This is a genomic window from Streptomyces sp. NPDC031418, assembly GCF_055581605.1.
The window spans coordinates 74,588-86,294 of record NZ_JBVIJC010000031.1 but is presented as its reverse complement, the minus strand read 5'-3'; the positions used below and the strand labels follow the sequence as shown (position 1 = coordinate 86,294).

Annotated in this window: 10 protein-coding genes; 8 read left to right on the top strand and 2 right to left on the bottom strand. The window is 69.9% G+C overall.

The annotated features are described in order from the left end of the window. Positions 1-5: 5 nt before the first annotated feature. Positions 6-1,802 (bottom strand): amino acid adenylation domain-containing protein, encoded by a 1,797-nt coding sequence (locus ACZ5CZ_RS34650; RefSeq protein ID WP_468948551.1) that lies wholly within the window; start codon positions 1,800-1,802, stop codon positions 6-8. Between the two features lie 374 nt (positions 1,803-2,176). On the opposite strand from ACZ5CZ_RS34650, the gene ACZ5CZ_RS34645 reads away from it, so the two are divergent. The 6 genes from ACZ5CZ_RS34645 (at position 2,177) to ACZ5CZ_RS34620 (ending at position 8,844) form a co-directional block, all read left to right on the top strand. Beyond that, the gene (locus tag ACZ5CZ_RS34645; RefSeq protein WP_468948548.1) at positions 2,177-2,770 is read left to right on the top strand and encodes a 1,2-dihydroxy-3-keto-5-methylthiopentene dioxygenase; all 594 of its coding nucleotides are present in this window, start codon (positions 2,177-2,179) and stop codon (positions 2,768-2,770) included. After that, positions 2,767-3,492, top strand: a complete 726-nt coding sequence (gene mtnC / locus ACZ5CZ_RS34640; protein ID WP_385842835.1) for an acireductone synthase — start codon at positions 2,767-2,769, stop codon at positions 3,490-3,492. The genes ACZ5CZ_RS34645 and mtnC overlap by 4 nt, the downstream gene beginning before the upstream one ends. Further along, entirely contained in the window at positions 3,489-4,769 is a 1,281-nt protein-coding gene (locus ACZ5CZ_RS34635) for an ATP-grasp domain-containing protein (protein ID WP_468948545.1), read from the top strand. The genes mtnC and ACZ5CZ_RS34635 overlap by 4 nt, the downstream gene beginning before the upstream one ends. Before the next feature lie 193 nt (positions 4,770-4,962). After that, entirely contained in the window at positions 4,963-6,204 is a 1,242-nt protein-coding gene (locus tag ACZ5CZ_RS34630; protein WP_468948543.1) for an ATP-grasp domain-containing protein, read from the top strand. Further along, positions 6,201-7,505 carry an MFS transporter gene (locus tag ACZ5CZ_RS34625; protein ID WP_468948541.1) on the top strand — a complete coding sequence of 435 codons (1,305 nt, stop codon included), beginning with the start codon at positions 6,201-6,203 and terminating at the stop codon, positions 7,503-7,505. Before ACZ5CZ_RS34630 ends, ACZ5CZ_RS34625 begins: the two co-directional genes overlap by 4 nt. Before the next feature lie 109 nt (positions 7,506-7,614). Beyond that, a complete protein-coding gene (locus ACZ5CZ_RS34620; RefSeq protein WP_468948539.1) occupies positions 7,615-8,844 on the top strand; it encodes a cysteine desulfurase in 1,230 nt (409 codons plus the stop codon). Between the two features lie 101 nt (positions 8,845-8,945). Here ACZ5CZ_RS34620 and ACZ5CZ_RS34615 read toward each other — a convergent pair whose 3' ends face one another. Then, positions 8,946-9,536, bottom strand: a complete 591-nt coding sequence (locus ACZ5CZ_RS34615) for a helix-turn-helix domain-containing protein (protein ID WP_468948537.1) — start codon at positions 9,534-9,536, stop codon at positions 8,946-8,948. Here ACZ5CZ_RS34615 and ACZ5CZ_RS34610 point away from each other — a divergent pair. Together ACZ5CZ_RS34610 and ACZ5CZ_RS34605 are read left to right on the top strand one after the other, a co-directional pair. Continuing rightward, positions 9,535-10,056: a GNAT family N-acetyltransferase gene (locus tag ACZ5CZ_RS34610; RefSeq protein WP_468948536.1), complete on the top strand. Its 522-nt coding sequence runs from the start codon at positions 9,535-9,537 to the stop codon at positions 10,054-10,056. The genes ACZ5CZ_RS34615 and ACZ5CZ_RS34610 overlap by 2 nt on opposite strands. Before the next feature lie 295 nt (positions 10,057-10,351). After that, positions 10,352-11,584, top strand: coding sequence for a cytochrome P450 (locus tag ACZ5CZ_RS34605; RefSeq protein ID WP_385842828.1), 1,233 nt, complete (start codon positions 10,352-10,354; stop codon positions 11,582-11,584). Positions 11,585-11,707 lie beyond the last annotated feature (123 nt).

The following is an 11,707-nucleotide window of genomic DNA, read 5'->3' as shown; positions in this document are numbered from 1 at the left end:
GTCGTCTATACCTCGGAGTTCTTGATGGCCTGGGCCAGGTACCGGACGGTCGGGTACTCGTAGAGCGCGGTGCTGGGCAGCCTGATGCCGAGCCGTGCCTCCAGCTGCGTCTGCGCCTGCTTGATCGAGAGTGAAGTCCCGCCCAGGTCGAAGTAGTTGTCGTCGATACCGATGGCCGGCGTCTTCAGGATGCCGGACCAGATCTCGCCGATGATCTGCTCCAGCTCGGAGACGGCGGGGATGAACGCGACGCCGAGGGGCAGTTCGTCCGCCGGCACACCGGCGCGCAGTGCGTTGCGGTCGGTCTTGCCGTTGCCGTTCATCGGCAGTCGGCCGAGACGGAACAGCTTCGACGGGATCATGTACTCGGGGAGGCGCTTGGCCAGCCGTTGCCGGAGGTCGGTGACGGTGGGGCTGGTTCCTTCGGCGGGGACCAGATAGGCGACGAGGACGCGTTCGGCGCCCTGCTGCCGGTCGACCACGGCGGCCTGCTGCACCTCGGGCGCCTCCAGCAGCGCCGACTCGACCTCGGTCAGTTCGACTCGGTTGCCCCGGATCTTCACCTGGCTGTCCAGGCGGCCCAGGATCTGGATCAGGCCGCCGGGCAGCGCACGGGCGAGGTCGCCGGAACGGTACACGCGCGCCCCCGTGCCGTCCTCGAACGGGTTCGGCAGAAAGGCCTTCTCGGTCAGGTCCGGCCGCCGGTGGTAGCCGTGGGCGAGGGCGTCGCCGCCGATGTACAGCTCGCCCAGCTCTCCCTCGGGCACCGGCCGGAGCTGTTCGTCCAGGACCCAGACGCGGGTGCCGGGCAGCGGCGGGCCGACCGGCGGCGGCGAGTACGCCAGGTCGGACTCCTCGAACACCTTGCAGCAGGTGAACACACCGGCCTCGGTGGGGCCGTAGCCGTTGGAGAAGCGGATGTCCGTCGTGTGCATCGCCTTGGCCAGGTGCGGGGTGGAGACCACCTCGCCGCCGATGACGACCTGACGCAGACCGGTACCCACGAGCAGACCGTCGTCGACGATCTGGTTGAACAGGGTCGGCGTCAGCCACAGCGTGGTGACTCCGTAGCGGCGCACGGCGTCGATGACGGCGTCGGACGAGACCCGCTGATCCGGCAACAGCACCAGTCTGCCGCCGTTCGCCAGGGCGCCCCACACCTCGAGCACCGAGGCGTCGAACGAGAGGGGACAGGCCTGGAGAAAGGTCTGCTCGGCGTCGAAGTCCCCGTAGACGCCGCTACGGACGATCCTGGCGGCGGCCCGGTGCGGGACGGCGACGCCCTTGGGGGTGCCGGTCGTGCCGGAGGTGTAGATGACGTAGGCGAGATTCTCGGCCGTGGGGTGGTCCCAGGACTCGGCGGAGCCGGTCCCGGAGATCTCGGGTGCGGCGTCCGCCCGGACCCGGGTGCCGTCGAAGGCGGCCAGCCGGCCGTCCGTCGTGGCAGAGGTCAGCACCACCTCCACACCGGCCTCGCCGAGAATGGTCGACACCCGCTCGACCGGGTCGTCGGTGCGCAGGGGCAGATACGCGCCGCCGGCCTGAAGGATCCCCAGCATGCCGGTCACCATGGCGATGGAGCGCTCGACGTAGAGCCCGACGACCACATCGGGGCCTACGCCCAGCTCGCGCAGTCGCGAGGCGAGAAGGCGGGCCCTGGAATGCAATTCTCCGTATGTGACGGACTCTTCACCATGGACGACGGCGGTGGCCTCCGGAGCCGTTTCTGCATGCTTCGCAAATTGTTCATGAAGGCAGGATGTCGACCTTCCCTGAACCCGTATATGAGCGTCCTGAATCATCCAGACATCTCCCCCGTTATGTCCCACATAAGCACGCTGAATTGTCGATCCGATCTGAAGTGGACAACAGGATTATTCGCTCCGTCAAGGAGATTCCCGAGGCGAGTGGCTTGAGTCACAACGTCGGCTCGGTCGAGTCAATGGCTTGTTTTTGCCCATCCGTAAAGGGTGGAAAACTGGACAAAGGGATCCCTGTTATCTGATTCGGGGACGCCGAGTCCGGCGGTAGGCGGAGGTGATTTTCGACGTGACACAAAGCTGAAACATTTGCCCTCGCGCAAGGTGTGGGGTACGTATAGTTTCACGGGGGAGGTATCCAGTTCGTATTCGGGCCGGGTGGTACGCCCCTACGTTCCGAACCACTGGAGACTTCAATGACTCTGCTGACCACATGGGTGGATTCCGAACCGCGGAAAGCCGTCCTCCGTACGACTGATCCATCCGAGATCGCTGCCGCTCTCTCGGGGATCGGTGTGCGCTATGAACAGTGGCCGGTCCGCGACGACCTGCCCGACGGCTCCGACAGCGCCACCGTGCTGGCCGCCTACCGCGCCGAGGTCGACAAGCTGGTGGCGGAGGAGAGCTTCACCACGGTCGACGTCGTCTCGCTGTTCCCCAGCGACGCACCGGACTGGCCGGACACCGCCAAGGCCGCCCGGGAACGGTTCCTGCGCGAGCACACCCACGACGATGACGACGAGGTCCGCTTCTTCGTGGCCGGTGCCGGCATCTTCTACCTGCATGTGAACGGCGAGGTGCACGCGGTCTACTGCGAGAAGGGCGATCTGCTCGGCGTACCGCGCGGAACCACCCACTGGTTCGACATGGGCACGGTGCCCGCGTTCACGGCGATCCGCTTCTTCCACGAAGAGGACGGCTGGATCGGCAACTTCACCGGCAGTGACATCGCCGCCCGCTTCCCCGACTTCGACGAGATCCACGCGGGGTACCGGGGAGAGACCCCTTGAGCCAGCGGTTCGAAGCGGACTGTGTCGTTCTCGACATCGAGGGCACCACGAGTGCCACGGGCTTCGTCGTGGACGTGCTGTACCCCTATGCGCAGGCACGGTTCGGCGCACTGCTCAGCGAGCGTGCCGACGACCCCGATGTCCGGGACGCCGTCGACCGGATCCGGGAACTGGCCGGGGAACCGGATGCCGACGCCGCACGGATCGAGCAGGTGCTGGGCGCATGGGTGAGTGAGGACCGCAAGGCCTCGCCGCTGAAGAAGCTCCAGGGCATCCTGTGGTCCGAGGGCTTCGCCAAGGGCGAGCTGGTCTCGCACTTCTACGACGATGTCATCCCGGCGATACGGGCCTGGCACGCCCGGAGGGTCCGGCTCTTCGTCTACTCCTCCGGGTCGGTCGCCGCCCAGCGGTCGTGGTTCGCGCACAGCCCCCACGGCGACCTGATGCCGCTGGTGGAAGGGCTCTTCGACACCGAGAACGCCGGGCCCAAGGTGTCGTCCGACTCCTACCGGGCGATCTCCAAGTCCATCGCCGCGGCCCCGGAACGGACTCTCTTCCTGTCCGACCGGACAGCCGAACTGGACGCCGCCCGGTCCGCGGACTGGCTGACGCTGCGGATCCGGCGCCCGGGGGAGCCGTACTACGAACAAGACACCGGTGAACACCCCGAGGCCCTGTCTTTCGCCGACATTGACGTCACCAGCGCAAGGAGTGCCCGATGACAGCGGAACACATCGATCCGGCCTCGGCCGGGTCCCAGCCGGTCGCGGTGGTCGTCGACAGCTACACCACGGCCAACCACCTGCCTCCGGCCTTCGCCCGGCTCGGCGTGGCCGCTGTGCACGTCCAGAGCACCCCCGAGCTGCTGACCTCCATGCCGGCCCCGAACCTGGCCGCCTACCAGGCCAACTTCATCTGCGACACGCCCGAGGACACCGCCGCCCGGCTGGCTCCGCTGGACCCCGTCTGTGTCGTGGCCGGCCAGGAGGGGCCAGGAGTGAACCTGGCCGACACCCTCTCCGCGCTGCTGGAGGTCCCGACCAACGGAACCGCTCTCTCCCTCGCCCGGCGCGACAAGTTCCTGATGATCGAGACGCTGCGCCGGGCCGGGGTCCGCTGTGCCGACCAGTTCCGCAGCAGCGATCCCGGCGACCTGGTGGCCTGGGCCGAGGAGCGCGGCTCGTACCCCGTCGTGGTGAAGCCGCTGCGGTCCGCGGCGAGCAACGGTGTGGCCGTGTGCGCAGGCCCGAGCGAGATCCGCAAAGCGGCCGAGGAGATCCTCGGCGTACCGGACTTCTTCGGTCAGCCCAACCGGGAGGTGCTGATCCAGTCCTACCTGGCGGGCGAGGAGTACAAGGTCGACATGGTCTCCTACGAGGGACGCCGGTACACCTGTGGCGTCTGGCGGTACGGAAAGAGGCTCGTCGGCACCCGCAACATCTACGACCGCGACTCCCTGTGCGCGCCCGATGAGGGTCCGGTGCCCGAGATCATCGCGTACGTGGACACCGTACTGGCGGCTCTCGGCATCGAGTTCGGCCCCAGCCATGCCGAGGTCATCGTCACCCCCGAGGGTCCCACCCTGGTCGAGGTCGGCACCCGGATCGCCGGGGGCACGGTCCCGGACTTCCACGACCTGTGCCTGGGTACCAACCAGGCCGATGCGACCGCCCTCGCCTACGCCAGACCGCAGGAGTTCCTGAGCCGTCTCGCCGGACGCTCCTACCGGCGGCTCCGGCACGCGAGCCAGTACCTGGTGCCGACCACTGCGGAAGGCGTGGTCGCGGGCGTCGACGAGCAGGTGGTCCAGGAGATCGAAGCTCTGGAGACGGTCTTCCGGCTCACCGTCAAGCTCACGGCGGGGGACCGGATCCGGCCGACCGTCGACCTGCCCAGCGCGACCATGGTGGTCCACATGGCCGGTGACCACCCCGCCGCCCTGGAACGCGACCACGAGCGCATCCGGCAGCTCAAGGACCGGGTCTACCGGCTCGCCTAGGGCCTTTCTTTCGGATCAGGTCGGCTTCGGCTGGCGGCGCCTTCTCGGCCGACCTGTGCGTGCCAGGGCCCGCGACGCCGGCACGATCCGAAAGAGAGGCCCTGGTTCGCACCGGAGCACGGCCGGGTCTGGTCCGCAGCCGCTTCCCACCCTTACCGAGCCACCCAGGCAGAACCACCCAGGAGACCTCAGCATGCCCACAGAACCGAACCCCTCTACGTTGCTGCTGGTCGGCGGGGCCCGAGCGATTCCGCTCAGCATCGACATGACGGTCCAGGCCCTGTCCCAGGCCGGTTCCCGCGGGATTCGTGCCCATGTGACCAGTGAGGCGGCCTCGCTGGCGGGCACGCCGGACGTCGTGGCGCTGGCGGACGCCGCTTCCGCGGTGGACTTCTCGCAGCCCGGGACGACCGCGCAGTGGGCCGCGGACCGGGTGGCCGAGGGCGACCGCTTCGACCTGGTGTTCGGCATCCAGGAAATGGCACAGACCGCGGTCGCCGAGACCGCCGAGGCGATCGGCGCACCGGGCAACCCGCCCGAGGTGATCCGGCGGATCCGCACCAAGGACGCCTGCCGGGAGGCACTTGCCGCGGCGGGGTTCCCGCAGCCCGCCGTACGGCTCTGCGCCGACCAGGCGGAGGCGGCCGCGTTCCTGAGGGAGACGGCCGGCCCCTGGATCGTCAAACCCCGCGACGCGATGGGCAGCGTCGGGGTGAGCCAGGTCTCCGACCCCGCACAACTTCCCGCGGCGCTGGCGCTGTTGCCGAGCGCCGAACCGTTCCTGGTGGAGGAGTTCGTCGAAGGCCCGGAGTACAGCGTGGAGGGCGTCTTCCAGGGCGGGAAGCCCACCATCCTCGCCATCACCGCGAAGGAGAAGGTCGCACCGCCGTTCTTCGTCGAGGTGGGGCATGTGCTGCCGGCCGAGCTGGATCCGGCCGTGCAGACCGAGATCGAACAGCAGGTCGGCGACGCTCTGACCACGCTGGGGCTGCGCTTCGGAGGCTTCCACGTCGAGCTGTGGCTCACACCGGCCGGCGTGGTGCTCGGCGAGGTGCACGGCCGGTTCGGCGGCGACTGGATCCACCGGATGCTCGCCCACGCCATCCCCGGACTGGAACTCTTCGGCGTCATCTACGACGACATGCTCGGCCGAGCCGGCACCTCCCACGAACTGCGGCCGGTACGCGGCGCGGCGGCCCGCTATCTGACACCACCTCCCGGCCGGCTGACGGCAGTCGAGGGCTGGGACGAGGTGCGGGCGCATCCGGCCGTGCTGTACGCCGCCCGCACGGTCGAGGTCGGTGACCGGATCAACCCGGTCCAGAAGTCCGGCGACCGGGTGGGAGTGGTGGTCGTCGGAGCGGACACCCCCGCCGCCGCCCGGGAACTGGCGCTGGAGCTGACGTCCTCCGTGCGTTTCGTGGTGGAGTCATGAGCACCACCACACCGGCCCGGCCGAGCAGGGGACCGGTGGCCAAGGCCTTCGGCTCACTCGGCCGTTCGCTGGTCCCGGGCTCGAAGCAGGGACGTATCGTGGCCGTCGGCGCGGCGGCGGACTCGATCGCCAACGGCCTCTATCTCGCCGCGGCGACGCTCTACTTCGTGCACTTCCTCCATGTGTCCGCCGTGGCCATCGGCAGCGCCATCGCGCTCGCGAACGTCGTCGGCCTGGCCACGCCGATGATCTTCGGTCCGCTGGCGGACCGGTACGGCTCGCGCACCGTCTACGTGGGGCTGACCCTGGTCCGGGCGGCCGGCTTCGTCGCCTACGGGTTCGTCACGAACTACGTCGGCTACCTGATCGTCACCTGCCTGGTCACCGGTGCCACCCGGGCCTGCTCACCGCTGCTCCAGGTCATCGTGGGCGAGTTCGAGGCGGGCACCGAGCGGACCCGGACGATGGCGTCGCTGCGTGCGATCGGCAACATCGGCCTGACCGTCGGGTTCTTCCTGGCGGCCGTGGTGCAGGCGGCCCAGTCCCGGATCGCCTTCATCGCGTTCTTCTGCTTCAACGCGGTCGTGTTCGTGGGCGTCGCCCTCTCCGTGGTGACGGCGGGACGGGTGGCCGCCCCCGCCGCTCCGGCGCCCGTCGAGGCCACGCCGCACGGCGCCGATACACCCGCCGCGCCCGCCAGGTCGCCGTACCGCGACCTGAGGTTCCTCGTCGTCACCTGCGCCAACGGCGTGCTGATGCTGCACGACTGCGTGCTGTTCATCCTGCTGCCGCTGTGGATCGTGCAGCGGGCCGGGCTGCCGGCCAGCGTCAGCTCCGGGCTGCTGGCCGTGAACACCGTGCTGACCGTCGTCTTCCAGATGGCCATCGGCCGGCTCGCCCAGGGCGTGGACAAGGCGCTGCGCATCCTGCGGTTCGCCTGTGTGTGCCTGGTGCTCGCCTGTGCCTGCTTCGCGGGCGCGGACGGGCGCAGCACACTGCCGGCGCTGGGCGGAGCGGTCGTGGCCGTCGCCCTCCTCACCGCGGGGGAGAACCTGCACGCGGTCGCGCGCTGGGAACTCTCGTACGAGATGTCACCGCCCAAGGCCCGCGCCCAGTATCTCTCCCTCTTCAGCACGGGCATGAGTGTGCAGCTCGTGGTGGGCCCCTTCCTGATGACCGCCGTCCTGCTGCCGATCGGTGCCCTCGGCTGGCTCGCGCTCGCCGGACTGTTCGCCGTGGCGACTCTGGTCACCGTGGTCGCGGCCCGGCCCGCGTCCGTGGCCACGGAAGGCAGCGGTTAGGATGCCGGCCGGGTGCCCCGGCTTCTGCTGTCCTTGTCTTCTTCAGGACAGACGGCATTTCCCAGAGCGAAGCAAGTGAAGAGCGAACTCGCGCGAGAGGCGGCTCGTCTTGGCTGTTGATTTCGATGCGCTCCGTAAGGACTTTCCGATCCTCGAGCGGAGGATCCGCGACGGAGCGCGCCTGGTCTACCTGGACTCCGGTGCGACCACCCATAAGCCGCTCCAAGTCCTCGACGCCGAGCGGGAGTTCTACGTGACGCGGAACGCCGCTGTGCACCGGGGCGCGCACCAGCTCGCGGAAGAGGCCACAGAGGCCTACGAGGAGGCGCGGGCGACGATCGCCCGATTCATCGGGGCCGCGGAGAACGAGATCGTCTTCACCAAGAACGCGACCGAGAGCATCAATCTCGTCGCCTACGGGCTCGGCAATTCCCGATTCGTCGGACCCGGTGACAAGATCGTGGTCACCGAAATGGAGCACCACGCCAACCTGGTGCCCTGGCAGCAGCTGGCCGAGCGGACCGGGGCCCGGCTCGCCTGGTTCGGGCTGACGGACGACGGACGGCTCGACCTGGACGGTATCGACCGGCTGATCGACGACCGCACCAAGGTCGTCGCCCTCACCCACCAGTCGAACGTCCTCGGCACGCTCAACCCGGTCCGGCTCATCGCCGACCGAGCGCACGCGGTGGGTGCGCTCGTGCTGGTCGACGGCGCCCAGTCCGTGCCGCACCGCCCGGTCGACGTCACGGAGCTCGGCGCGGACTTCGTCGCCTTCTCCGGCCACAAGATGCTCGGTCCCAGCGGGGTCGGCGTCCTGTGGGGCCGGCGTGCGGCTCTGGAGTCCCTGCCGCCGTTCCTCACCGGCGGTTCGATCGTCGAGATCGTGGAGATGGACCGGACCACGTTCCTGCCGCCGCCGCAGCGGTTCGAGGCCGGTGTGCCGATGACGGCACAGGCGGTGGGGCTGGCCGCGGCCGTCGACTACCTGAGCGCGGTCGGTATGGCCGAGGTGGCGGCGCACGAGGAAGCGCTGACCGCGCGCACCCTGGAACTCCTCACCGAGATCCCCGGGGTGCGGATCGTCGGCCCGACCGACCTCGTCGACCGGGGGTCTGCGGTCTCCTTCACCGTCGAGGGCATCCACCCGCACGACCTCGGGCAGGTGCTGGACGACCGGGGCGTGGCCGTCCGGGTCGGTCACCACTGCGCCCGCCCGATCACCCGCCGCTACGGCGTTCCTGCCACGGCCCGGGCCACCTTCTATCTGTACAACACCTTGGACGACGTGGACGCGCTGGCGGCCGGCGTCCGGGCGGCGCAGGCGTACTTCGGCTGAGACGGCGACCGGCAGCCCCCATCAGCCGTACGTGCGTGAGCAGGTGAGGTGGCGCCGCTGCGGGCAGGCGCCGAACCGGCGGCGCGCCGAGCGCGGGCGGGTCACGGGGCCGTGCTCCGGGTGAGGATCACGGCGTACCGGCACTCGGTGTCGGTGGTGTTGGCGAAGACGCGGTCGGTGGGCTCGCCCAGCTCGACGGTGTCGCCCGCGTCGAGTTCGTGCACCGTGCCGCCGTCGTGGAAGGTGAGGCGGCCGTCGAGGACCCAGACGAGCTGTCGTACGAAGGCGAAGGCGGCGGCCGGATACGGCACCCGGGCGCCGGCCGGCAGCCGGATCTCGGCGACCTCGGCGGGGAAGCGCGCGCTGGTGATCTGGCGGCGCCGGTAGCCGGTCGCCGGGTCGCGCCACTCCGCCCGGTCCGCCACGCGGAGTACGCCCGCCACCGGCTCGCCGTCGTCCGGTGTCCCCTCGGCGAGGGCGAGCAGCGAGGCCACGCTGAGCCGGAAGGCGGCGGACAGCTTGCCCAGCACGACCGCGGTGGGGCTGCTCTCCGCGCGCTCGATCCGGCTGATCATCGCCTGCGACACCCCGGAGGCCTCGGCGAGCTGGGCCAGCGTCCACCGGCGGCGTTCCCGTTCGGTCCGGACACGGGCTGCGATCCGCTCCACCAGGGGATCTACTATGTTGGACATGGCTGCAATATACGCAAGAGACGGTGCCGTCGTGACGGTGCGTCCCGCCCGGCCCGGCGACGCGGAGGCCGTCCGCGCGATCCGCAACCACGCCATCGAGCACTCGACCGCCCTGTGGACGCAGACCCCGCAGACCTCCGCCGAGGCGGTCGCCTGGCTGGCCGCCCACCTCGCACGCGGTTCGGCCTTCGTCGCCGAGACCGGTGGCGAGGTCGCCGGGTTCGCCGTCTACGGCCCCTGGCGGCCGCTGGACGGCTACCGCCACACGGTGGAGAACTCGGTCTACGTCCGCGAGGGCCGGCACGGACTCGGCATCGGCTCCGCCCTGCTGGCCGCCGTCGTCGCCGCCGCCCGGGACGCCGGCCACCATGTCATGATCGCCGGCATCGAGGCCGGGAACACCGCCTCGATCCGGCTGCACGAGCGGTTCGGGTTCCAGCACGCCGGCACGGTCGCCGAGGCCGGCACCAAGTTCGGCCGCTGGCTGGACCTGACGCTCATGCGGCTGGCGCTGGACTGAGCCGAGGGCGCGTGCCCGGGGCCGCGCGGCCACCGGCGTTCGCCGCCGACGGCCCCAACCCTGCACGTCCGTACGCATGTTGCCCGGTCCACGCGGCAACAAGCGTACGGCGTACGGAGATCCACGACACCTCGGCAAGTGCTTGACGGAATTTCCACCACCGGGTGACACTGCTGCTGCTTTTGACGTCCCTCGCTACGTCAGTGCACAACCTGGAGAGCTCATGTCCGTGGAACAGCCCGCCCTCCCCTTATCACGAAGCGCCACCGAGGTTCGCCAAAGCGACCTACCCGCCGTGCTCGACGGGTTCGACCTCAGCGATCAGGACCGGTTCGGCGACGGTTTTCCCCACGAGGTCTTCGCCCGGCTCCGCCGGGAAGCCCCCATCCTGCTGCACCCGCCCGGCCGTACCCGCGACGGCGAGAACTTCTGGGTGCTCTCCCGCTACGCCGACGTGGTCGAGGCCGCGGCCCATCCGCTGCTGTCCTCCCAGGGCGGCGGCGACCGCAAGGGCGGCGGAACCCACCTCGACGACCTGCCCGCCGGCACCTACTCCGGCGCGATGCTCAACATGATGGACGACCCGCGCCACCGGCTGCTGCGCGACCTCGTCACCCCCTCGGTCACCGGCCCCGTACTGGACGCCCTGACCCCGCTCATCACCGAACGCGCCGAGCGAATCGTCTCCGAGGTCGTGGAGCGCGGCTCCTGCGACTTCCAGAACGACGTCGCCGGCCGGTTCTCCGTCGAGGTCATGGCCGCACTGCTCGGCGTACCGCGCGCGGACTGGCCGCAGTTCGTCGACTGGACCGAAGTGGTGATGGGCTACGAGGACCGTGAGTCCGGCGAGGCCTCCTCCCGCAGCCAGGCCGCCCTGCTGGCCATGTACGAGTACGGCGTGAAACTGATCGCAGAGAAACGGGCGAACCCGGCACAGGACTTCCTGTCCCTGGTCGCCGTCGGCGACCTGCCCGCGGACCAGGGCGAACCGCCGCTGCGCGAGTACGAACGCGAGGTGTTCGTCAACCTGCTCACCCTGGCCGGGAGCGAACCCACCCGCAATGTGATCGCGGTGGGACTTCAGGCCCTGGCCGAACGGCCGGACCAGTGGCAGGCGCTGCGCGCCGACCGCTCCCTGCTGGGCAGCGCGGTCGAGGAGATGATGCGCTGGTCCACGCCGACGCCGTACAACCGGCGGACCGCCACCGAGGACTTCACCTTCCGCGATGTGCAGTTCCGCCGCGGGGACAAGGTGACGCTGTGGTGGTCCTCGGCCAACCGGGACGAGAGCGTGTTCACCGACGCCATGACCTTCGACGTGCGCCGGGACCCCAACCCGCACCTGGCCTTCGGCTGGGGGCCGCACAGCTGCCTCGCCACCGATCTGGCCCGCCTCGAACTACGCACGCTGTTCGGCGCGTTGCTCGACCGGGTCGCCGAGGTGCGGCTCACCGGCCCGGTGCCCTGGGCCAACAACAGCAAGCACACCGTGGCGCTGCGCGTGCCGGTGGAGTTCGTCCGGGCCTGACGCCGGCCGGGCCCTGGCGGCAACGCCCTGAGCGGAGAGACGCCGAGCACACGGGCGTCGAGTAGACAGGCGGCGAGCGGAGAGGCACCGGGCGGAGCGGCCCCTTGGCGGGGCCCAGGCCGC

What these genes read in the sequence shown, in the direction of transcription:
- ACZ5CZ_RS34650 (WP_468948551.1), bottom strand. Translation starts at nt 1,802, where the DNA reads ATGATTCAGGACGCTCATATACGGGTTCAGGGAAGGTCGACATCCTGC.
- ACZ5CZ_RS34645 (WP_468948548.1), top strand. Translation starts at nt 2,177, where the DNA reads ATGACTCTGCTGACCACATGGGTGGATTCCGAACCGCGGAAAGCCGTC.
- ACZ5CZ_RS34635 (WP_468948545.1), top strand. Translation starts at nt 3,489, where the DNA reads ATGACAGCGGAACACATCGATCCGGCCTCGGCCGGGTCCCAGCCGGTC.
- ACZ5CZ_RS34630 (WP_468948543.1), top strand. Translation starts at nt 4,963, where the DNA reads ATGCCCACAGAACCGAACCCCTCTACGTTGCTGCTGGTCGGCGGGGCC.
- ACZ5CZ_RS34625 (WP_468948541.1), top strand. Translation starts at nt 6,201, where the DNA reads ATGAGCACCACCACACCGGCCCGGCCGAGCAGGGGACCGGTGGCCAAG.
- ACZ5CZ_RS34610 (WP_468948536.1), top strand. Translation starts at nt 9,535, where the DNA reads ATGGCTGCAATATACGCAAGAGACGGTGCCGTCGTGACGGTGCGTCCC.
- ACZ5CZ_RS34615 (WP_468948537.1), bottom strand. Translation starts at nt 9,536, where the DNA reads ATGTCCAACATAGTAGATCCCCTGGTGGAGCGGATCGCAGCCCGTGTC.